This is a genomic window from Sorangium sp. So ce385 (genome assembly GCF_051474135.1).
Taxonomy (GTDB): Bacteria; Myxococcota_A; Polyangia; order Polyangiales; family Polyangiaceae; genus Sorangium; species Sorangium cellulosum_D.
This window is the reverse complement of sequence record NZ_CP150337.1, coordinates 9,771,364-9,793,014: the sequence shown is the minus strand read 5'-3', so window position 1 is coordinate 9,793,014 and position 21,651 is coordinate 9,771,364. Positions and strand designations below refer to the sequence as shown.

General features: G+C 74.4%; 14 protein-coding genes. 6 read left to right on the top strand and 8 right to left on the bottom strand.

The annotated features are described in order from the left end of the window. Positions 1–159 precede the first annotated feature (159 nt). Together WME83_RS35640 and larE are read right to left on the bottom strand one after the other, a co-directional pair. Positions 160–1,080: an MBL fold metallo-hydrolase gene (locus WME83_RS35640; RefSeq protein WP_437314166.1), complete on the bottom strand. Its 921-nt coding sequence runs from the start codon at positions 1,078–1,080 to the stop codon at positions 160–162. Between the two features lie 29 nt (positions 1,081–1,109). Next, positions 1,110–1,970, bottom strand: a complete 861-nt coding sequence (larE, locus tag WME83_RS35635; protein WP_437314165.1) for an ATP-dependent sacrificial sulfur transferase LarE — start codon at positions 1,968–1,970, stop codon at positions 1,110–1,112. Between the two features lie 127 nt (positions 1,971–2,097). Here larE and WME83_RS35630 point away from each other — a divergent pair, with 127 nt between their 5' ends. Then, positions 2,098–2,910: an OmpA family protein gene (locus WME83_RS35630; RefSeq protein WP_437314164.1), complete on the top strand. Its 813-nt coding sequence runs from the start codon at positions 2,098–2,100 to the stop codon at positions 2,908–2,910. A 55-nt stretch (positions 2,911–2,965) separates the two neighbouring features. On the opposite strand, the gene WME83_RS35625 is transcribed toward WME83_RS35630, so the two are convergent. Continuing rightward, positions 2,966–5,374, bottom strand: coding sequence for a fused MFS/spermidine synthase (locus tag WME83_RS35625; RefSeq protein WP_437314163.1), 2,409 nt, complete (start codon positions 5,372–5,374; stop codon positions 2,966–2,968). Positions 5,375–5,598: 224 nt separating this feature from the next. Here WME83_RS35625 and WME83_RS35620 point away from each other — a divergent pair, with 224 nt between their 5' ends. From WME83_RS35620 to WME83_RS35610, 3 genes are read left to right on the top strand one after another with little or no spacing between them, the layout of a single operon-like run. Further along, the gene (locus WME83_RS35620) at positions 5,599–7,215 is read left to right on the top strand and encodes an ABC transporter ATP-binding protein (protein WP_437314162.1); all 1,617 of its coding nucleotides are present in this window, start codon (positions 5,599–5,601) and stop codon (positions 7,213–7,215) included. After that, positions 7,212–8,294 (top strand): ABC transporter permease, encoded by a 1,083-nt coding sequence (locus WME83_RS35615; protein WP_437314161.1) that lies wholly within the window; start codon positions 7,212–7,214, stop codon positions 8,292–8,294. Before WME83_RS35620 ends, WME83_RS35615 begins: the two co-directional genes overlap by 4 nt. Further along, positions 8,291–9,193, top strand: a complete 903-nt coding sequence (locus WME83_RS35610; RefSeq protein WP_437314160.1) for an ABC transporter permease subunit — start codon at positions 8,291–8,293, stop codon at positions 9,191–9,193. The genes WME83_RS35615 and WME83_RS35610 overlap by 4 nt, the downstream gene beginning before the upstream one ends. Before the next feature lie 51 nt (positions 9,194–9,244). Here WME83_RS35610 and WME83_RS35605 read toward each other — a convergent pair whose 3' ends face one another. Beyond that, a complete protein-coding gene (locus WME83_RS35605; protein ID WP_437314159.1) occupies positions 9,245–9,841 on the bottom strand; it encodes a Uma2 family endonuclease in 597 nt (198 codons plus the stop codon). 72 nt (positions 9,842–9,913) lie between these two features. Continuing rightward, complete coding sequence (locus WME83_RS35600) at positions 9,914–10,453, bottom strand: hypothetical protein (protein ID WP_437314158.1); 540 nt, start codon at positions 10,451–10,453, stop codon at positions 9,914–9,916. 106 nt (positions 10,454–10,559) lie between these two features. Here WME83_RS35600 and WME83_RS35595 point away from each other — a divergent pair, with 106 nt between their 5' ends. Further along, the gene (locus WME83_RS35595) at positions 10,560–11,789 is read left to right on the top strand and encodes a M14 family metallopeptidase (RefSeq protein WP_437314157.1); all 1,230 of its coding nucleotides are present in this window, start codon (positions 10,560–10,562) and stop codon (positions 11,787–11,789) included. Between the two features lie 43 nt (positions 11,790–11,832). Here WME83_RS35595 and WME83_RS35590 read toward each other — a convergent pair whose 3' ends face one another. From WME83_RS35590 to WME83_RS35580, 3 genes are all read right to left on the bottom strand, one after another. Further along, a complete protein-coding gene (locus WME83_RS35590) occupies positions 11,833–13,035 on the bottom strand; it encodes an MFS transporter (RefSeq protein WP_437314156.1) in 1,203 nt (400 codons plus the stop codon). 209 nt (positions 13,036–13,244) lie between these two features. Continuing rightward, the gene (locus tag WME83_RS35585; protein WP_437314155.1) at positions 13,245–13,847 is read right to left on the bottom strand and encodes an N-acetyltransferase family protein; all 603 of its coding nucleotides are present in this window, start codon (positions 13,845–13,847) and stop codon (positions 13,245–13,247) included. Between the two features lie 249 nt (positions 13,848–14,096). Further along, on the bottom strand, positions 14,097–19,058 hold the full coding sequence (locus WME83_RS35580) for a hypothetical protein (protein ID WP_437314154.1): 4,962 nt from the start codon (positions 19,056–19,058) through the stop codon (positions 14,097–14,099). Between the two features lie 559 nt (positions 19,059–19,617). On the opposite strand from WME83_RS35580, the gene WME83_RS35575 reads away from it, so the two are divergent. Next, positions 19,618–21,648 (top strand): serine/threonine-protein kinase, encoded by a 2,031-nt coding sequence (locus tag WME83_RS35575; RefSeq protein ID WP_437314153.1) that lies wholly within the window; start codon positions 19,618–19,620, stop codon positions 21,646–21,648. Positions 21,649–21,651: the final 3 nt, after the last annotated feature.

Sequence of the window (21,651 nt, the reverse complement as noted above, 5' to 3'; positions counted from 1 at the left end):
AACGGTGGTCCATGGCCCGAATGAATGGACCCTGGAGACGATAGGGGCGTGTCATCGTTGTCGATCTGGCAGCCAGGGGTGAGCGCGGAGCTCGCTCGCCATGAATTCGCTCGCCATGAGTTCGCTCGCCATGCGTCCGGGCGCTCGGCTCGGCCCGGCTCAGCGGGCGAGCGCCCGCGTCTCTCCGACGTCGAGGATCCAGAGCGCGTCCTCGGGGAGCCCGCGCGCCTGCCAGCCGGCGCGCGTCCGCTCCGGCGGCTCGCCGGGGGGTTCGTCCGTGAGCCGGTACGTGCCCCAGTGCATCGCCACGAGGCGGCGCGCGCCGAGCAGGACGCTCGCCTCGATCGCCTCCTCCGGGCACATGTGCTGGGGCTCCATGAACCACCGCGGGTCGTAGGCGCCGATCGGGAGCATCGCCCAGTCGATCGCGCCGGCGCGCCGGCCGATCTCCGCGAAGCCGTCGAAGAACGCGGTGTCGCCCGAGTGGTACGCCGTCCCCTCGGCGGCGCGCATCAGGTACCCGCCCCAGAGCGCGTCGTTCCGGTCCCAGGGGAAGCGCATCGACCAGTGGCGCGCAGGGACGAGCGTGATCTCGACCCCGCCGACCACGGCGCTGCCCCACCACTCGAGCTCGACGATCCGCTCGGCGCCCGCCTCGCGGAGGACCGCCTCGTGGCCGACGGGCGCGACGTAGACCGGCGCGCTGCCCAGCCGGGACAGCGTCCACGTGTCGAGGTGATCGCGGTGGTTGTGGGTGATCAGCACCGCGTCGATGGGCGGCAGCTCGCCGAGCGGGATGCCCGGCGGCGCGAGCCGGCGCAGCGGGCCGGGGCCGTCGCGGTAGATCGGGTCGATGAGCAGCCGCGCGCCGCCCAGCGTGACGAGGAAGGACGCGTGGCCGATCCAGGTGAGCGACGGCGCGGCGGCCGCGACGAGCGCGCGATCGTAGGGCCGCACGGGCGTCGAGAACCCCCCGGGATCTTTGCGGTTCCTGCCGGCGATGGCGTCGACGACCTTCCAGCGGAAGATGTCGGCCGGGCCGCGGATCGGCCGGGTCGCGAGGTGATCGAAGCGTCCCATGGCGAGGCTCCTCCGGCGGGGGCCGCCGGTCAGCTCACGATCTTGAGGGCGCGGCCGACGAGGACCTCGTTGTGGCTGCCGGTCCGGTACCCGCCGAGATCGAGCGTCACGTACCGGAAGCCGTGCCGCTTGCCGGCGGCCACGACCTCGGCGCGCACGGCCGGCTCGGCGGCGCGCGCGAGCTCGCCCGCGTCGAGCTCGATGCGCGCGAGGTCGTCGTGGTAGCGGACGCGGACCTGGCGGAACCCGAGGCCGCGCAGCGCCGCCTCGAAGCCGCCGATCTGCGCGAGCCGCTCGCGCGTGACGCTGGTCCCGTAGGGGATGCGGCTGGAGAGGCAGGCGGCGGCCGGCTTGTCCCAGATGGGCAGGCCCACGCGCGCCGCGCCGGCGCGCACGTCGGCCTTGCTGAAGCCGAGCTCGACGAGGGGGCTCACCACGCCGGCCTCGCGCGCCGCCTCCAGCCCGGGGCGGTAGTCGCCGAGGTCGTCGGTGTTGGTGCCGTTCAGGATCGCCGCGAGCCCCCACTCGGAGCGCTTGCGCGCCGCGATCCGGTAGAGCTCGCTCTTGCAGTGGAAGCAGCGGTCGGGGTTGTTCGCCACGTAGCGCGGGTCGTCGATCTCGGACGACTCGACGAGCCGGTGGTCGGCGCCGATGAGGCGGGCGATCGCCGCAGCCTCTTCCTTCTCGGCGGGCGCGAGGCTCGGCGAGACCGCGGTCATGCCGACGGCGTTCGGGCCGAGCTCCTGGTGGGCGACGGCGAGGACGAAGGCGCTGTCGACCCCGCCGGAGTAGCAGACGAGGACGGAGCCGAGCTCCCGGAGCCGGGCGCGCAGCCCGGCGAGCTTCGTGTCGATGGGGGAGCCCTCGGGCGTGAGCGACGGCGCGGACATGGCGATCCTCCCTTTACCACACGCCGTCCCGGGCGCCGGTCCGCCCGGCGCCCGAGGGGTGACCCGGGGCCGCCGGCGCCAGGTTACTTGCGGTTCGAGCGCCGGTTCTGACACGCTACAGGGCGAGATGGACTCGAAGAGGAAGCAGGCAGGCCGCACCGCCCTGCCGTTCGCGGTCGCGGCGGCGCTCGCGGCCGCCGCGCACGTCGGGCAGGGGTGCGGGGACAACCGGCTGCCGCCGCGGGACCTGCCGCGCGCCGACGAGCAGCGCCCGCTCCCGCGCTGGTACCCGGAGAAGCCTTGGTCGGAGCAGGGCGGGGAGAGCCAGGTCTACATCCAGGGGAAGATCGTCTTCGAGACGAACAAGGCGGCCATCCGGCCGGGCAGCGAGAAGACGCTGGAGACGCTGCTCCAGTTCCTCAAGGAGCACCCCGAGGTGACGCGGCTGCGGATCGAGGGGCACACCGACGCGCAGTCGAGCGAGGAGCACAACCAGGAGCTCAGCGCGAAGCGCGCGCTCGCGGTCGCCGACTGGCTGGTCGACCACGGGGTCGAGAACATCCGGCTGATCGCGGTGGGCTTCGGCGAGTCGCGCCCGCTCGGGCCGAACGAGATCGCGGCGGGGCGCAGCGAGAACCGGCGGGTCGAGTTCCACGTGGCCGAGGTGGACGGGCGCCCGTTCCAGGGGCAGGACCCGTACGCGGGCGGCCTCGCGCTGGAGGTGCTGAGCCTCGAGGAGCGCAAGCTGCGCGCGGAGCAGGCCGCGCAGCCCAAGGCGCCCCCGCCCCGCAAGGCCTTCGTGGCGACCGGCGACGAGATCAAGCCGGTGCCGGTGAAGCCGCCGGTCGAGGCGTCGGGGCCGGAGGGCGAGCCGCTCAAGCCGAGCGCGCCGGCCAAGGAGGCGCCCGCGAAGGGCGGCGCGCCGGCCGGCGGGGGCTGAGCGCCCCGAGGGCCCGAGGTGGCGCGGGCGGGCCGACGGCCGCGCCTGAGCGCCCTCAGGGCCCGAGGTGGCGCGCGCGGGGCGCCGGCGTGCGGTACCGCGAAAGGAGCGCGAGCGCCGCGTCCAGCGACGCGCCGTAGGGGAGCACGTTGCCCTTCGGCGTGGCGTACTCGAGGTAGAGGTTGTCGTCGGTGGACAGGATCGGCCCGCCGTCCTCGGCCGCGTCGGCGACGAGGCGGTCGAGGTCGTCGCCGGACGTCACGAGGTCGTCGAGGAGGTCCGCGAGCCGCGCGCCGGCGAGCGTCGCCTGGAGCGCGGGGCGCGCGTCGAGCGCCGCGAGGCGCGCCTCCGAGGCGATGAGCGGCGCGGCGCTCGCGACCAGGATGCCCTGCGCGCCGCCCACGAACAGCGCCACGTGCGGGAAGGCGCTGCGCATGGTCCGGATCACGACGGCGAGCTCGCGCCGCCGGATGTGGTGGAGCTGCACCCACTGCTGGAGGACGCCGCCCTCGGCGAGCCGGGACCTGGCGAGCTCGTAGAACTCGCGGCTGTAGAGGCTCGCGGCGCCCGCGAACCAGACGCTGGTGAGCTCGATCGCGATGAGGTCGTAGCGGCCCTCGGCGGCGACGAGCAGCTCGTTCCTGCCGTCGTTGAGCGAGAGCCGGACGCGGGGGTCGTCGAGGGCGTCGAGGCTCGGGCCCGCGAAGAAGCGGCGGGAGGCCTCGACGATCGCGGGCGAGATCTCGGCGACGTCGATGCGCTCGAAGGGGTAGGCCGCGATGGTGCCGGTCGTCGTGCCCGTGCCGAGGCCGATGACGAGCGCCGCGCGCGGGCGGCGGACGAAGAGCGAGGGGAAGTGCGCGAACCGCCGCTGCGCCGTCATCTCGGGGCCGTCGTCGCCCTGGAACTTGCCGTTCGTGTACATGGTCGTGACGCCGGCGCGGCGCGCGACGGTGGTGACGCCGCCGTGCACGTCCTCGCGCACGAAGTCGATGCGCTCGGGCCGCGGCCCCATGGCGAAGTAGACGTTCGCGCCGCTCGTGAGGCGGGCCATGTCCCAGCGCGGCGCGAGCGCGGCGAGGGCGGCCGCGGCGGCCGCCGCCGCGAGGGCGCGGGGGAGCTCCGCGCGGGCGCGCGCGGCGGCGAGGACCGCCGTGAGGGCGAAGGCGAGCGCGATCGCGAAGAGGGCGCGCTCGGAGCCGAGCGCGGGGAGGATCAGGTAGCCGGTGATGATGGAGCCGGCGATCGTGCCCAGGGTGTTCGCGGAGGTCAGCCTGCCGACGCGCGCGGCGACGTCGGCGTGCGCGGCGGCGCGCGCGAGGAGGAGCGGGAAGGTGGTGCCCATGCACAGCGTGGGCAGCGCGAGGATCGCGAGCGCGGCGAGCGCGCGGCACGCCTCGCGGCCGGCCCATCCGTCGACGTGCTTGCCCGCGAAGGCGAAGAGCCGCGGGAGCTGGTCCCAGAGCGGGGTGGTGGCGGCCAGCGCGAGGGCCGTGGCGACGAGCCCGCGCCAGAGCGCGCCCTCGCCGTGGCGCCGCGCGAGGGCCGGCGAGCGCGCGGCGCCGATCGCGAGGCAGACGAGGAAGACGGCGAGCATCAGCCCGAAGGCGTAGGCGCTGTTGCCGATGAGCAGCGCGAGCAGGTGCGTCTCGACCACCTCGGCGGCGAAGACCAGGAAGCCCGAGGCGAACGCGAGCGGCAGGAGGAACGACGCCTCGGCGCGGCCGCCGGCGGGCGGGAGGGGGGCGCGCGACGAGGGCGCCTCGGGAGAGCGCGCCTCGGGCTCGTCGGCCGCGGCGGCGGGCGGGGCGAGCGCCGGGCCGCGGAGCCCGGCGGAGATCGCGACGGCGCCGAGGGTGAGGTTGGCGATCGCCGCGGACCAGAGCGCGCCGCGGATCCCGAGGAGCGGGAGGACCACGTAGGCGCCGGAGAGCGCGCCCGCCGCGCCGCCGGCCGTGTTGATGGCGTAGAGCGAGGCGAGGCGGCGCGCGGCGTCGTGCTCGGCCGGGGGCGCGCCGTCCGGCGCGGCGCCGGCGCGGAGGATGCGCGAGAGCACCGGGAGCGTGGCGCCCATCGCGACCGTGGGGACGACGACGACGAGGGCGGTCAGCGCGGCGCGCGCGACGGTGAGCAGCGCGAGCGAGTCCGGCGCGGCGCGGGCGACGGCGACGTAGGCCGAGGTCAGCGCCTCGAACAGGAACGGCGAGACGGCGCAGATGGCGCCGACGATCGCCTCGAGCGCGCCGTAGACGACGAGCGGGCGGCGGGCGGCCGCGGCGTGACGGCCGCCGAGGTGCGCGCCGAGGGCCAGGCCGCCCATGAAGGCGGCGAGGACCGTGCTCACGGCGTAGGCGGTGGCGCCGAAGACGTAGGCGAGCAGCTTGGAGAAGGCGACCTCGTAGAGGAGGCCGGTCGCGCCGGAGACGAAGAACAGGGCAGCCACGAGCGGGAAGCGGGAGCGCACGGGCGCGCACGCTAGTACAGGCGCGCGAGGAGCAGGCACCTTCGCGGCGGGCGACGCGCCGTCCCAGGCGCCGCGCTTCGGGCGAACCCGGACGTCGAAGCAGCGCCGGCGCGACTGGTGTCACGCCGGCGCGGGCCCTTGATCGCCGGCGTGGCCGCGCGTCCCCGTGTAGCTCGCCCCGCCCTCGCCTCCACCCCGCCGCCCTCGCCCCGGAGCCCCGCGCCGTGACGGAGCCGCCGGCCTCGGGTGTGCCCGCGCCGCCCCTCCCGGGCGGCGCGGTGATCGAGCTCGACGGCGTTGTCCGCCGCTACGGCGCGCAGGTCGCCGTGCGCGGCGCCTCGCTCCGGCTCGCCCCCGGCGCCATCCACGCCATCGTCGGCGAGAACGGCGCCGGCAAGTCCACGCTCCTCAAGCTCGCGGCCGGCGTGCTCGCGCCCGACGCCGGCGCCGTCCGCGTCGACGGCGCCCCGCTCCGGCCGGCGACGCCGGCCGAGGCCGCCCGCCGCGGCGTGGGGATGGTCCACCAGCACTTCATGCTCGTCGGGAGCTTCCTTGCCCTCGAGAACGTCGTGCTCGGCTGCGAGCCGACGCGCGGCGGCGGGCGGCTCGACCTCGCCGCTGCCCGCGCCCGCGCCCGCGCCCTCATGCGCGCCGCCGGGCTCTCGATCCCGCTCGACGCGGCGACCTCCGCGCTCACCGTGGGCGAGCGGCAGAAGCTCGAGATCCTGCGGGTCCTCTACCGCGGCGCCCGGGCGATCCTGCTCGACGAGCCCACGGCCGTGCTCTCCCCGATCGAGGCCGACGGGCTGTACGCGACCCTCCGGCGCCTCGCGCGCGAGGGCCGCACGGTCGCGGTCGTGACCCACCGGCTCGACGAGGTGATCCGGTTCGCGGACCACGTCACCGTGATGCGCCGCGGGCAGGTCGCGCTGTCGCGGCCCGCGGCGGGCCGGCCCGCCGACGCAGGGGAACGCGGCGACGAAGGAGAGCTCACCCGCGCGATCATGGGCGGCGAGCCCCCGCCGGGGGTCGAGCGGCCGCCGCTCGGCGAGGGCGCGCCGGCGGCGCTCGAGATCGCCGGGCTGACCGTGATCGGCGCCGGCGGGCGGCGCCTGCTCGACGGCGTGACCCTCACGGTGCGCGCGGGGGAGATCGCCGGCGTCGCGGGCGTCGAGGGCAACGGCCAGCGCGAGCTCGTGCGCGCCCTCGCCGGGATGGAGCCGCGCGCGGCCGGCCGCGTCGCCGTCGGCGGCGTCGACCTCTCCTCGTGGGACATCCGCGCGCGCCGGGCGTGCCTCGGCGTGGTGCACGAGGATCGCCACGCCGAGGGCGTGCTCCTCGGCGCCTCGGTCGGCGACAACCTCGTCCTCGGCGACCTCGGCGAGCTCCCGCGCGGCGCCCGCGGCCGCGACGCCGAGGCGGCCCTGGTCGCGCGCCGCATCGCCCGCTTCCGCGTCGAGCCGCCCGATCCGTCGCGCCTCGCGGGCGAGCTCTCCGGCGGCAACCAGCAGAAGATCGTGGTCGCGCGCGCGCTCGACCGCGTCGCCCCGGCGGCGCCCGGCCCGGGCGGGCCGACCCGGGCGCCGCGCCGCGCGGCCGCGGTCCTCGCCCAGCCGACCCGGGGGGTCGACGTCGGCGCCGCCGCGGTGATCCACGCGGCCATCGCCGAGGCCGCCGCGGCCGGGCTCGCGGTCCTCGTGATCAGCGCGGACCTCGGCGAGCTCCGGCGGCTGTGCCACCGGCTCTTCGTGATGCGGAAGGGCAGGATCGTCGCGACCCTCCCGCCCTCGTGCTCCGACGAGGAGATCGGGCGCGCGATGCTCGGCCTGGAGGCGGCGTGAGCCCCGGCCGCGGGGCCGCGCGCCTCCGGAGCGGGCTGCGCGAGCTCCGCGGGGCCGCCCTCCCGGCGGCGCTCGTGCTCGGCGGCATCCTCCTCGCCCTGAACCTCATCTCGTTCGGCTTCGGCGAGGCGCCCGCGCCGATCCTTCGCCGCGCCTTCGAGGGCACGTGGGGCACCCCGTACGGCGTCGGTCAGGTGCTCTTCAAGGCGACGCCGCTCCTCTTCACCGGGCTCGCCTTTTCCATCGCGCTCCGCGCGGGCCTCTTCAACATCGGCGCCGAGGGGCAGCTCGCGATGGCGAGCCTCGCGGGCGCCGTCGTCGCGGCCCGGCTCCCTCCGGGCACGCCGTGGGCCGTCGCCGTCCCGGCGTCGATCGCGTGCGCCATGGCCGCGGGCGCCGCCGTCGCGCTCGTCCCCGCGCTCCTGCGCGCGCGCCTCGGCGCCCACGAGATCATCAGCGGGATCATGATGAACCGCGTCGCCGACGCGCTCGCGCCGTGGCTGCTCGCGTCGGTCCTCGGCAGGGCCGCGATGCGCACCGCCGACGCCATCCCCGCGGCCACGCTGCCGCGGCTCGACCGATTCGTCCCCGCGCTGCGCGGCAGCGCCGCGAGCGTCGCCTTCCCCCTCGCCGTGGCGCTCGCGTTCGCGGCGCACCGCGCGCTCTCGCGGACCCGCGCGGGCCGCGAGATGCGCTTCGTCGGGCAGTCGCCCGAGGCCGCGCGCGCGGAGGGCATCGACGTGCCGCGCCGGCGCCTCGCGGCGCTGCTCGCGTCCGGCGCCGTGGCCGGGGCCGCCATGACCGCGACCACGCTCGGGTACAAGGGGTACTACGAGCTCGGCCTCGGCGCGGGCGCGGGCTTCTCCGGGATCCCGGTCGCGCTGCTCGGCCGCGGGACGCCGCTCGGGCTCGTGCTCGCGGCCGTGCTGTTCGGCACCCTCGAGCAGGCCGGCCTCGCCATCAACGCGCGCGTGCCGAAGGAGGCGATGGACGTGCTCGAGGCGCTCGCCATCGTCCTCGTCGCCGCCGCGGTGGGGAGCGGCGAGCGCGCGGGCCGCTCCGAGGGGGCGCCGGCGTGAGCTCGCCCGCGCTCGTCCTGCTCGCCGAGGCGCTGCGGATCTCCACGCCGTACGCATGCGCGGCGCTCGGCGGCATCTGGGCCGAGCGCTCGGGCGTCGTCCAGATCGGCCTCGAGGGGGTGCTGCTCGCCGGCGCCTTCGCCGCGGTGGCGGTCGCCCACGCGAGCGGCAGCGCGGCGGCCGGCCTCGCCGCCGCGATCGCCGCGGGCGCCGCCCTCTCGCTCGGCCACGCCCTGATCGTCGAGCGCGCCCGCGTGCACGCCGTCGTCAGCGGCATCGCGCTCAACCTGCTCGCCTACGCGGGGACGCGCCTCCTCCTGCGCGGGCTCTACGACAGCGCCTCGAGCTCGCCCCCGATCGAGGGCTTCCGCGCGGGCCCGACCGGGCGGAGCGGCGCCGCGCTGCTCGCGCGCGTGCTCCTCGATCCGGTCGTCCTCGCGGCGGCGCTCGCGATCGCGGCGACGCCGCTCCTGCTCGCGCGCACGCGCTTCGGGCTCCGGGTGCGCGCCGCCGGCGAGGACCCGGCCGCCGCGGCCGCCGCAGGCGTCCCCGTGACCCGCGTCCGCTGCGCCGCGCTCGCGCTGTCCGGCGCCCTGTGCGCGCTCGGCGGCGCGCACCTCGCCTACGACCAGCACCGCTTCGACGCCGGCATGTCGAACGGCCGCGGCTTCATCGCGCTCGCGGCGGTCGTCGTGAGCGGCCTCCGCGCCGGCCGCGCGGCGCTCGCGTGCCTCCTGTTCGGCGCGCTGGAGGCCCTGCAGATCGCGCTCCAGTCCGCGGCGCGCGGGGCGTCGCGCGCGGCCGATCTCGCGCAGCTCCTGCCGTACGTCGCGACGCTCGTGGCGCTGGGGCTCGCGGCGCGCCGCGGCGCCGCGCCGGGGGGCGGCGCCGCGCCGTGACGCCGACGAGCTCCAGCCCGGCCGCGCTCCAGCGTGGCCGGGGCGGCGCCGCTACGGATCCGCGCCCTTCTCCGGCTCGATGCCCTCCCACCAGGCGGAGAGATCGATCTCGACCGCGTCGAACGGCGCGGCGCGCACCCGCTCGTCCGCGCCGTGGATGCCGAGCTCCATCCACTTGCCGTCGACGTGCTGGGCCACGAGGAGCGTCTGGTCGCGCGGGTCGACGTACCAGATGTGCGGGACGCCGATCTTCATGTAGAAGCGGCGCTTGACGATCTGATCGTAGCTCGCCGTGCTGGGCGAGAGGATCTCGCAGACCCAGTCCGGCACGAGGGTGATCGGCCCCTTGGCGGGGAGCGTCGGGAGGCGTTCGCGGCGGAAGCCCGCGACATCGGGCGATATCTCCGGCGCGCGGGGCAGCTGGATGCTCGGCTCGGGGAGGATCCACCAGCCGCCGGGGCCGCCGCGTCCCCGCTGGAACGGGTTCGTCAGGTCGGTCGTGATCAGCCCCTCGACGCTCGCGTGGGGCGCGCGCGGGCGAGGGAACGCGTAGAGCGTGTCGTCGAGGATCTCGCCCCGCCACGTCGGCGGCAGCGCCTCCAGGTCGGCGAGCGTCGCCGGGCGGACGAGCCTGGGTGCGAGTTCCATGGGCAACCTCGAGGAAAATTTACCCCAGCGGGGCGGCGCGCGCTCCACAGAACGCTCGCCCGCGCCGCCTCGTCACCAGCCTAGCCGCTGCAGCCGCTCCCGCGCCCCCTTCACCCCGAAGATCGTCGCCTCGCCCGGCGGCACCACGGGCGCGAGCAGCACGGCCGCGAGGATCGCCGTCACGACCAGCGGCGCTCGCGCGTCGCCGCCGGCGACCGGCGGCTCGCGCACCTGCCAGGCCCGCCGCGCCCGCGCGATCAGCGCGTCGAACCCGCGCCCGCCGATCGCCCGCACCCCCGCGGCGGCCGCCGCCCGCAAGAGAGGCGCGCGATCCAGCGGCACCGTCAGCACGAGCACCCGGCTCGGCGCGCGCGGCGTCGAGGAGACGCGCGCGACGTCGACCTCCACGGCGTCGGCCATCGGCGTGGCCCCCGACGGGTACGCCTTCTTCTGCACGAGCGTGAGCTCCGCGCCGAAGAAGACGCGCGCCTGGTGCGCCCAGCGGTGCTCGTCGATCCGCGCCTCGGGCTCCGGCGACAGCAGCGACCAGCCCTGGCCCGGCGCCGCGAGCTCGATACGTCCTTCCGCCCACCCGTTGACATCGAATTCCATGCGCGCGCACGCTGCCACGATAATCCCGGCTCAGCCTGGTCCGGATCGCGCGAAGGCGCGACCCGTGCTCTATAGTCATGTCATCTAGGCTAAAGGTGAGCCCTGCATGCCGAAGTCCGATCCGGCGTCGGAAGAGCAAGGCCGGGCCGCCCTGAGGGCGGCCCTCTTTGTACATCGCCGCGCGCCCCTCTCGCGCCAGCTCGCTCGCCGCGGCCTCGGCCCCTACCGCGGCTACGGCGAGCTCCTCGAGGCGATCGAGCGGCTCGCCGATCGGGGCGCGCAGCTCTCCCTGATCGGGCGCTCGATCCGCGGCGAGCCGCTGCTCGCCGTCCACATCGGCCCAGCCCGCCCGCCCGGCGGCGGCGACCGGCCCGGTGTAGGTCACCCTGCGCTGCTCTCCCACGGGGGGCGGCGCTCCGCGAACGGCGCGCCGCCCCGCGGCGCCCACGTCGGCGGCGACGCGCCGGGGGGCGCGGGCGGGCCGCCGGCGAACGACGCCGCCGCGGCGGAGCTGGCCGGGCGCGCCGGTCCGCTCGACCCGCGCGGCGCCGCGGGCGCCGGCCCGCTCGATCCGCGCCGCGCCGCGGGCGCCGCGCCGCGCGGGCGGACCACGGTGATCCTGTCCGGGATCCACCCCCTCGAATGGGTCGGCATCGAGGCGAACCTCGCGCTGCTCGAGCGCCTCGCGACCGAGGACCTCGGCGGCCGATCGATCTTCGCCGTCCCGATCGTGAACCCCGACGGGCTCCTGCGCGTCGAGATGAACCTCCGCGCCGGGCGCCACCGCTACGTGCGCGGCAACGCGCGGGGCGTCGACCTCAACCGGAACTTCGACGCCGGGTGGTACGAGCGCGGCCTCGTGCAGCGCCTCGTCGGGCTCGTCGTCTCGCCCGGCAGCCGCCCCGCCAGCGAGCCGGAGGTCGAGGCGATCGCGCACGCGCTCTCCTCGCGCCGGATCGACCGCGCCCTGTCGCTGCACAGCGCCGGCGGCGCCGTGCTGTACCCGCCGGCGCACAGCCTCTGGCCCGTGGCCGACGCCGCCGAGCACCGCGCCTTCGCCCTCCGCGTCGCGCGCGCCGCGGGCCGCAGGCCGTACCGCGCCATGTCCTACGTCCGCTTCGCCTGGGGCATCCGCAAGGCGGGCCTGGAGATCGACTGGCTCCACGACCGCCACGGGGCGCTGTCGCTCCTCGTCGAGTGCTCGCGCGGCAGGCTCGGCCTGCGCCCGTCGCGGCTCGTCGAGCCGTTCGCCTGGTACAACCCGCGGAAGCTCGACGACGCCACGCCGCCGCTCGTCGAGGCCGTCCTGCCCTTCGTGAAGGGCGCGCGCGCCTGAGGGCGCAGCGCAGGGCGGCGCGCTCGGGCGCGGGCGCGCGCCCTCAGGACTCGACCGGCTCGCCGACGGGGAGCTTCTGCAGGCCGAGGAGGACGCCGACGGCGGCGAAGCCCGCCGCCATGAGGCCGTAGGCCGAGAGCGCCCGGTGCTGGATCAGCCACCCGGCGCCGATGGGGCCGACGATCTGCGCGAGGCTCGCCAGCGACTGGCTCACGCCGAGCGCCGCGCCCTGCTCGTCGCGGCCGACGCTCTTCGTGAGCAGCGTGGTGACGGCCGGCCGCACCACCGCCGAGCCGAACGCCCCGATCCCCACGAGCACGAGCAGCGTGGGCAGCGCGTACGCCACGCCGAGCAGGCCGTAGCCGATCACCATCGTGCCGAAGCCGATCAGCGCGAGCCGCTCCTCGCCGAATCGCTTCGCCAGCCGGCCGATCGCGCCGCCCTGGATGCTCCCACCGACGAGGCCGGAGAACGCGTAGAGGTAGCCCGTCTCCTTGACCCCGAACGCGAAGCGCCGCTCGAGGAACAGCGCGAGGCCGCCGATGAGCGTCGAGAACGAGAGCGTGAAGGCGAAGAACTCGAGCAGCCGGCGGCGCGGGAGCGGCCTGTCGAAGAAGCGGCGGAAGGCGTCCCCGCGCCCGATCGCCGACGCGCGGGCGGGCTCGGCCGCGGCCGCCTCGGGCGGGGCCGCCGGCGCGATCGGCTTCGCCGGCAGCAGCGTGGCCGTCAGGAGGATCGACGTCAGCGACAGCGCCGCCGCGCCGTAGGCCGGGGCGCCGTAGCCGAACCGGCTCGCGAGCTCGCCGGTGATGGCCGGGCCGAGCAGGAACCCCGATCCGAAGGCGATGCCGATCAGGCCGAACGCCCGGGTGCGCTCCTCCGGCCGGGTCACGTCGCTGATGTACGCCTGCGCGATCGTCAGGTTCCCGGCCGTGAGGCCGTCGATGATCCGCCCCACGAAGAGCATCGGCAGCGAGCTCGCCGAGCCGATCACGAGGAACCCGAAGAACGTGCCGGTCTGGCTCGCGAGCAGCGTCGGCTTGCGGCCCACCCGGTCGGAGATCCGCCCGAGGATCGGCCCGGACACGAGCTGGCAGACCGCGTAGCTCGCCGCGAGCACGCCGACCACGAGCTCGCTGGCGCCGAAGTGCTCGGCGTAGAACGGGAGCAGCGGCAGGACGAGCGTGAGGCCGAGGACGTCGACGAAGACGGTCAGGAAGATCGGCAGGAGCGGCGAACGGCGCATGGTGGCTTTCGGTGGCGATGGACGGCGGCGAGGACCGCGGGCGATCCGCGCCGAGCCGGCCGGGCCGGCCGACGGGCGCCCGGGCGCCCGGGCGGCGGTCTCCTCATGACCCATCTGCGCCGCGGTGGGTACCCTCCAGCGCGCCCCGGCGGCACGAGCCCGACCGGGGCGCCGGCGCCGGCGCCCCGGTCGGGCTCGTGCCGCCGGGATCAGCGCCCGGCGGGCCTGGCCGCGCGCGCGTCCGGACGCGCGTCGGGGGCGCGGAGCGCGAGCGTCATCTGGATGTCGTCCAGGGTGGCGTCGCCCACCCGGAACGCGTCGTGGCGGGTGCCGATCGGGACGAAGCCCATCCGCGTGTAGAGCCGCATGGCGCGCTCGTTGTTCGAGAAGACGCCGAGATCCAGGTACGAGAGGCCCGCTTTGTCGCGCGCCCAGGCGATCGCCGTCTCGAGCAGGCGCCGGCCGTGGCCCTGCCCGGTGTAGGGGCCGAGGATGCCCATCGCGATGACGGCGCGGTGGCTCTCGGACCAGACCCGGCCGCCGCGCAGCTCGATGTGCCCGATGACGCGCGCCCGCGGCTCGGTCGACCGGAGCAGCCAGGCCCGCCCCCAGAGCGGCTCGTCGAGCGCCTTGCTCCAGCGGTCGCGCGCGCTCTTCTCGACCTCGTCGGGCGCGAGCGACGTCACGACGGCGAAATGGGGCGCGCCGCGGCGGCCGGACTCCGCCACGTGCTCGACGAGGTAGGTCATGAAGGCCCGCGCGTCCGAGAGCTGCGCCGGGGTGATGGCGGGGAGGGCGGGGGAGGCGTCCATGCCGTGGCGCGCGCTGCGCCTCGGGGAGCGTAATGCCGCCGCGGCGCCCGCGCGACCTGTAAGCCGCGAGCGGGGCGGGGCCGAGCGACCGCGGGCTCGCCCGGCCTGACGGCCGGTGACGGCCGCGCGGGTCACGGCGCCCGTGGGATCGCCGAGCGCCCGCGCGCTCGGGTCGCTGGTGCTGGAGGGGGAGAGAGGAGGGGAGCGCGGGGGCCCCGGCGCGGGGCCCCCGGCGCGGCGAGGCGCGGATCAGTCGGGGTACACGCCCAGCTGGTCAGGATCGGCGACGCCGAGCTGGACCATCATCTGGAGCATGTAGTCGGGCACCGACTTGTAGCTCTTCAGCTCGTACGCGTAGTGGTTCTTGTAGATGGTGAGCTGCTCGCAGTTCGGGTTGATGTTCTGGTCGCACGGCTTCACGGTCTCCAGCTGACCGCTGTTCGCGTTCAAGTCCTTGACCGCGCTATCCGGGACGACGATCGCGGCGCCGTCCGGGTGGTGCATGACCATCGCGCGACCGTACTTGTTGAAGCCCTCGCCGTACTCGGCGGCGTACGCGGGATCCCCGGGCACGGCGCCTTCATACGACGGATCGAGCTGGTAGCCCTTCGACGTGAGCTCGTTGGCGTATTCGAGCACGCGCGCCGCGATGCCCTTCTGCACCCACTTGCCGCCGGAGTCCTTGCAGGTCGCCCTGTCCTTGCCGGTCCCGAAGAGGCACTCCATGCCGTACGTGCGGGCGTAGTAGATCTGCCCGGACGTCGGGTCCTGCCACTCGACGCGCTGCTCGATCCCGGGCTCGGCGTCGGTGCCGAGCCGGTAGACGCGCATCATGTCCGTCCAGTTCGTCTTGCCGTTCGCGGGGATGTACGCGAGCGTCCAGGCGATCAGGAACTTCTGCACCTCCCAGCCGACCTGCGGATCGATCGCGATGGTGCGGTTGACGGTCTCCTCGTTGAAGTCGCCGCCGAGGTAGTTCGAGCAGAGGTTCTTCCCGTCGCTCGGGAAGCAGACCTTCGGCCCCTCGTTCGGCCACCAGCTGATCCAGCCCATCGGGCGCGCCGGGTACTGCTTCGCCAGCGGGTCGGGATCCTTGCTGTCCTCGTCGACCACCGGGAAGCCGTTCTCGTCGGCCTCGAGGCGAGGCGCGAGGAGCGCGCGGTCGCCGGTGAGGGCGTTGGCGAGCAGGCGGCGGTAGCCCTCGGGCAGCACGTCGGCCATGCCGACCGCGCGGAAGCGGGCGTCGTAGAAGTCGCGGCGGGAGCTGCTCACGAACCGGTCCTCCGACTCGGAGAGCAGGATCGCCGCGTTGATCTTGTCGTAGTAGCTGCCCGCGTTGATCGTGAAGTCGGTGTCGAAGTCGCCGTTGACCTCCGAGTTCTTGTTCGCGAGCGGGTGACCGCCGAACCCGATGTCCTTGAAGTAGCCGGTCGAGCCGTTCGGGATCTGCACCAGCACGTTGGTGTTCGCCTGGCCGCCGAAGCCGCTGAAGTCCTCGCCCGCGCCGTAATCGTCGCTGTCGTCGTTCGAGCGCAGGATGCCCCACTCGGACCACGGGTTGCCCGGATCGAACGCCTCGCTGTTGCGCAGGTAGTGCGGCCCCACCTCCGGGCGGGACAGCTGCCGGGCGAAGTGGTCGAAGGCCACCGTCGCGGCGATGACGTTCTCCTCCAGGCTGCCCTCGATGAGGAGCGGCCACAGCGAGTCGAACGACAGGCCCTGGTTCGTCGCGAGATCCTGGTAGATCGTCCCGAAGAACCCGATGCCGCCGGCGATGCCGAGGAGCTTCTCGTTGTAGCGGCTGTAGGACCGGTCCGCCGCGGCGCGGACGCTGAACGTCGTGCGGCCGCGCCGGAAGTTGTCGAAGATGTGCCTGTTCTCCTGGGAGGTGATCAGGAACATCAGCTGCTCGTACGGGTCGGCGCCGTTGTCGTGGCGGAAGACCGAGACGTTGCCGGTGTCGGCCCAGTTGTCGCTCGCGAACGCGTACGGCACGCGGACCCGGCCCTGATCGTCGACCGCCGGGCCGCCGCGGTAGGAGATCATGTTGGTCTCCTTGTCCTGCGGCTTGCGGAGGTTCCTCCAGCTCACGTAGTCGACCGGCTGCTGGCGGCAGCGCTTCGTCTCGTTGCCGACCGTGACGATGCCGCCGTCGATGACCTGGTGCCACTTGCCGTCGAGCGCCTCGTTCCAGCTCGCGGGCGCCTTGGTCTCCACGTCGTAGCAGTCGCGGATGACATTGTACTGCTTCTGGAGCTGGGAGTAGTGGAAGTCCGAGACGCTCCCGCTGCCCTTCGCGTACGTGCCGTACTTGATGCCGGCGAGCCCGCCGAAGGTGTCGGTCGCGGCGAGGAGCGCGCCGCCGACCTTGCCGCCGGCCTGGTAGTTGCGGTCGCCGTTGTCGTAGACGCTCACCGTGTCGCCGTAGAAGAAGCGCGCGGCGGCGAAGTCGTAGACGCCGAGGCCGACCAGGTCCTGCGAGACGTCGCCCGGGTAGTCCATGACCGTGGAGTGCTGGAACATCCAGATCATGTTCTTCTGCTCTTCGTCCGTGATCGCGTCGTAGTAGCGCGGGCCGACGCACTCCTCCGGGTTCTCCCCCGGCGCGCCGGTGCACGCCGCCTCGACCGTGCCGTTCTTCGTCCTGAGCTGCCAGTACTGGGGCCGGAAGAAGAGCGAGGCGTAGGTGCTCACGAAGTTGTGCCGGAGGCCGATGGAGTGCCCCATCTCGTGCGCGATGACCGCGTACTGGTAGCGGCGCTGGATGTACTTGAACATCCGCTCGTAGCGCCCCCGCCGCTCCGCCGACGTCTCGTTGTCGACCGGGGGGAACTTCTCGCGCAGCGCCTCCGCGAGGCCCGTCATCGCCGAGGCCTCGGGCGCCTCGTGCAGGATGCAGGCGCCGCGCTCGGCGAGCGCGCTGTCGTGCATGCGCCGGAGCTGCGACTGCACCTGCGGGTTGTTCATCGCGAACGGCGACGCCGCGTCGGCGAACGGCCCCTCGACCGGCACGCCTGCGGGGATGCCGGCGCGCTGGAGCATCGCCGGGTTCATGAGCTCCGCCTCGGCGAGGCTGCCGCGGGCGGCCTTCATGCGCGCGCTCACGACCGCCTGCTGCGGGGAGGGGACGTCGCTCCGCACCGCGATGTCGGCGACCTTGGCCTTCATCGGCTCGATCACCGCCCGGAGCTGCGGGGAGATGCCCTGCGCGACGAGGTTCTTGTACGCCTCGGCGTCGAGCTTCGTGACGCTCGCGAGCCGCGAGGTGACCTCGTCCTTCGTCATCGTGGGCCCGGTCCCGCCGCCCGAGGCGCGGCTCGCCTGCGCCCAGTCGCGGATGTACTTGCCCTCGGTGACCTCGGAGGTCGAGATCTCGCCGTTGATGTAGCGGACGAGGTCGACGAGCCCCTGCGCCGCCAAGTCGGTCTGGTGGCTCCAGATGTTGATGCTGGCGGCCACCTTCTCGCCCGTGATCGGGTCGTCGCCGTCGACCATGATGCCCCACGGCGCCGGGGTCTGCGGCTTGTCGACGATGAGGACGCTGTTGTAGCGGAGGTCGCCGAGGCGCGGGGAGAGCCCCTCTTCGCCGCAGGCCGGGTGATCGCCCGCGACGACGGGGTTGTGGCAGAGCACGATCACCGACGGCTGCGTCACGACGTTGCCGATCGCGAGCGTCGCCGGGTCGTTGCCGCGCAGCCCCGAGAGCTTCGCCACGGCGTCCCAGGCCGCCTGGTCGCACTGCGGCGCGTCCCAGCCGTTCGCGCGGCGGCACGCGTTGAGGTCGCGCGAGATCGCGATGGCCTCGTCGATGTCGTCCTGCTGGCCCTTCCACATCGGGAACTGCGCGTCGCAGTCGGCGCCGCCGGTCTTCCTGCACTCGACCAGGCGCGACGTCTGGATCGAGGTCTTCATCGCGAGATCCCACTCCTCGGCGGCCCAGTTGGTCGCCTCGAAGAGGTCCTCCGACGTGTTGCCGCCGATGTACCAGGGGATGACGACCGCCTCGCGCTGCGCGTAGGGCAGCGTGCACTTCTGCTTGAACACGTCGCACTGCGAGCCCGGGCCGGCCGCGGCGCACACGTCGGCGGTGCCGTCGTTGTCCTCGTCGCGGTTCGGATCGGCGTTCAGGTCGCCGGACGCGAGGGCCGTCTCCCGCGTCGCGCAGGCGATCGCCCCCTCCATCGTCTCCGGGTTCGTGTAGAAGTGGCTGCGCTTCCAGAGGTTGTAGCGGGCCGCGAAGCGCCGCCACTGGTTGTCGAGGATCCCGTAGTTGCGCTCGTAGCCGTAGCGGTAGTCGAAGTTGAAGATGCCGAACGCCTGGAACCTCACGCCGTCGAAGTCGACCGGCTCGTAGTCGGTGTCGACCACCTTCTTGAACGACTGCCGGATCGTGATCTCGATCGGGTTGCAGTTGCCGTACGGGTCGGTGCCGCCGGCGAAGTCGCCCGGGAGCATGCAGGCCGGGAACTTGTCGATGCCCCAGCCGAGGCTCGAGAGGTCGAGCATGGCGGGCGTGGCGAACGCCTTCGTCGTGACGTCGAAGTAGCCGTTCGCGGCGTCGAACTTCGGGGCGTCGGCGGCGTTGGGATCGTTGACGGTGTAGGCGAGCGGCTCGTACTCGACGCCTCCGTAGAGGCCGAGCTGCGAGAGGGTGTCGAAGTTGTAGGCGTCGGTCGCGAGGTTGCGCGACCAGTCGACGCGTATGTACTCGCGCTCGTGCCAGAGCCTGTCCGTCGTGTTCTCGACGATGACGTTCGACTCCTCGCCCGTCGCCGGGTTGTAGTCGCGGCGGATGTCGAAGTGCGACTCGATGGCGTAGCTCGCGACGATCTGGCCGTCGTTCGTCGTCTTCTTGGTGAGCCCGTTATAGGCGTTGCCCTTGGTGTCGGTGCCCTCGATCCGCTCGTAAGCGAGCCGAGCATTGAGCTGGTGCTCGGTGATCTCCCACTTGATGCGGGAGACGGGCTGAGCGTAGGTCGACGTGAAGAGCCCGTCTTGGGCAGAGCCGTACCCGACGTCGATGACCGTGCCCCGCATGTAGAACTCGGGGTCGTCGGCGATGTCGACCAAGCTCCCTCCGACGAAGAAGGATTTGGCGAGCGCATCGCTCTGGACCTTTCTGATGGACTGCCGCTCCTCGGCGCAGCCCGCCCCCACGACGGTCAGCGCGACGGTGCCGAGGAGCACCGCGCGCCTAAAAATTCGATTCATCAACGATCCTCCGGAAGCTGCCTGTCGAGATCGATGCACAAGCCGGCCCTTCGCGACGCACCCGGCGCGGCGCGAGGCATTTCCCCCCAGGCAAGAACGCTGCCAACGGTCGAAGGCGAGCTCTTTCGATAAGTTAAGCACTTGTCGCACATTTGCACCGGGGGTGGCGTTAAAGAGTTAACTGCCGTCGGTCGGGCCCGGGGTCGGCGCCGTCTCCGGGGTGACGGTGGCCGCGAGCGCGGGTCGGGAACGGTGGTCGGGAACGGCGCTCCGGAGCGCGGGTCGGGAACGGTGGTCGGGACGGCCGATCGCGCGCTGGCCGGCGGCTGCGTCCGCTGGCGGGCCGCCGCCGGGGTCGACAAGTCGTCCCCTGACACGTTCTTTGGTATGGTCGCCGCGTGCACTCCCCCTCGCATCGAGCGCGCGGGTCGCGCAGGCGCGCGGACAGCCCTGCTGGCGGTGCGTTGCTGCGCGGGCGGCGGGGCGGCCCGCGAGCGGGCGAGCGGTGCGGCTGCGGGATGGCGAGCGAGCGCGAGGGGCGCGGGCGGGTGCCGGGCGCATGAGGCATGAGGCTCTCCTCGGCCGCAAGGTGGCCGGGCGGTTCACGATCACCCGCTTCCTCGGCGAGGGCGGGATGGCCAGCGTCTTCATCGCCGAGCGCGACGCCGAGCCCCGCCGGGTGGCGATCAAGATCATGAACCCGGAGTTCACCGCGGACCGCGCGTTCGTCCGGCGCTTCCAGCGCGAGGCGAAGGCGGCGGCGCGGGTGAAGCACCCGAACTCCGTCAAGATCTTCGAGTACGGGGTCGAGGGCGCGCTCAGCTACATCGTGATGGAGCTGCTCTCGGGGGACGACCTCTACGTCCTCCTCGAGCGCCACGGCGCCATCGGCCAGGCAAGGGCGGTCCGCATCCTCTCGGAGGTGTGCGAGGCGCTCGCCGTCGCCCACGAGATGGGCGTCGTGCACCGCGACCTCAAGCCCGAGAACATCATGGTGGTCCCGGACCCGACGCACCCTCACGGCGAGCGCGTGAAGGTGCTGGATTTCGGGATCGCCAAGATCCTCGACACCGCCTCGTCGGGCAACGAGCCCGAGATCCAGGCCGATCCGCTCTCCGTCGTGACCCGCGCGGGCACGTTCGTCGGTACGCCGGCTTACATGTCTCCGGAGCAGTGCGGGCTGATGCCGGTCGATCAGCGGGCGGATCTGTACACGTGCGGGGTGCTGCTCTTCCAGCTCGTCACGGGGCGGCTCCCGTTCGAGGGGGAGACGCCGCTCCACACGGCGACGCTCCACATCCACGCGCCGGTGCCGGCGCCGCGCAGCGCCGCGCCGGGGATCGACCCCCGGCTCGAGGCCCTGATCGTGAAGGCGCTCGCCAAGCAGCCGGCGGACAGGCACCAGACGGCGCGCGAGCTCGGGTACGCGCTGCACACCTTGCTCGCCGATCTGCCCGACACGGCCGTGGGGCTGGGGCCGATCTCGCGCCGCCAGCCGAGCTCGCTGTTCTCGCGGGACCTGCCGCGGGGGCCGCTGTCGTCGCTCCCGCCGCTCACGTCGCTGCCGAGCTCGACGTCGGCGCCGCTCTCCGGCCCGGCGCCGCGGCCGGAGGTGTCGATCGAGTCGGCCAGGACGCTCGTCTCGGGCGGGGCCGCGCCCGAGGCGGGGCCGCCGCCGCCGGCGAGGCTCCACACGCCGGCGCTGGAGCTCCCGCCCACGCTCGATCCGCCGGGGGTGTACCCGTCGCTCGGCGCCGAGCCGCAGCGCTGGGCCGGGGAGTCGGTGCCGGAGATCTCGCTGCAGCTCCCGTCCTGGTCCCACACCGAGAGCGAGGCGCTGCTCTCGGGGAACGGCCTCGCCGCGCCGAGCTCGCCCGACGACGGGGGCGAGGACAGCACGCTGACGATGGTCCGCCGCGACGAGCTGCTCGGTCCGCCGAAGGTCCGCGTGCACGCGGCGTCGTCCTATGACGAGGGCGACGAGCTCGACATCACGCCTCCGGGGCGCGAGGTGAAGGCGACGCTCCGTTCGGCCGAGGACTTCGGGCTGGGCACGCCGGAGAAGCGGGCCGAGGTCGGCCTTGTGCGCGTCGACTCCGCGCCGACGCCGCCGGTGCCGCCCACGCCGCAGAGCCCGCAGTTCGATCCGGGCGAGGCGGCGTGGGAGCGGCGACCGAAGCGCGTCGCCAACACGCTCCGGCTGGTCTCGTCGCCTCCGCCGGCCGACAGCCAGCTGCCCACGTTCCAGCCCGGCGAGCTGCAGGCGGTGATCCCGCCGGCGCCCGCCGCGCCGAGCGCGGCCGGCGCCGGGAGCGCCGCCGTGGTGGTGCGGGCGGCCGCGGCCGGGGGCGCCGCGCCGGCGGCCCCGGCGGAGGCGCTGCCGTTCGAGCTCGCCTCGACGCTCGCCGCGGAGCGCGCGTCCCTGGAGCGCAGCGCGACCGTGCCGGACTTCGCGGCGCCGCAGGTGCCGCCCGCGCCGTCGCGCGAGCCGAGCTGGCTCGCCGGCAAGCGCGGGCTCATCATCGGCTTCGTCGCCGGGATGATCCTCACGGCGGCGGCCATGGCGGTCCTGATGCGCCTGCTCTCCTGAGGC

Excerpts from the sequence above, each read along its gene's own strand:
- WME83_RS35600 (WP_437314158.1), bottom strand. The coding sequence starts at position 10,453 with ATGGAATTCGATGTCAACGGGTGGGCGGAAGGACGTATCGAGCTCGCG.
- WME83_RS35590 (WP_437314156.1), bottom strand. The coding sequence starts at position 13,035 with ATGCGCCGTTCGCCGCTCCTGCCGATCTTCCTGACCGTCTTCGTCGAC.
- WME83_RS35580 (WP_437314154.1), bottom strand. The coding sequence starts at position 19,058 with ATGAATCGAATTTTTAGGCGCGCGGTGCTCCTCGGCACCGTCGCGCTG.
- WME83_RS35575 (WP_437314153.1), top strand. The coding sequence starts at position 19,618 with ATGAGGCATGAGGCTCTCCTCGGCCGCAAGGTGGCCGGGCGGTTCACG.
- WME83_RS35585 (WP_437314155.1), bottom strand. The coding sequence starts at position 13,847 with ATGGACGCCTCCCCCGCCCTCCCCGCCATCACCCCGGCGCAGCTCTCG.
- WME83_RS35640 (WP_437314166.1), bottom strand. The coding sequence starts at position 1,080 with ATGGGACGCTTCGATCACCTCGCGACCCGGCCGATCCGCGGCCCGGCC.
- larE (WP_437314165.1), bottom strand. The coding sequence starts at position 1,970 with ATGTCCGCGCCGTCGCTCACGCCCGAGGGCTCCCCCATCGACACGAAG.
- WME83_RS35605 (WP_437314159.1), bottom strand. The coding sequence starts at position 9,841 with ATGGAACTCGCACCCAGGCTCGTCCGCCCGGCGACGCTCGCCGACCTG.
- WME83_RS35630 (WP_437314164.1), top strand. The coding sequence starts at position 2,098 with ATGGACTCGAAGAGGAAGCAGGCAGGCCGCACCGCCCTGCCGTTCGCG.
- WME83_RS35595 (WP_437314157.1), top strand. The coding sequence starts at position 10,560 with ATGCCGAAGTCCGATCCGGCGTCGGAAGAGCAAGGCCGGGCCGCCCTG.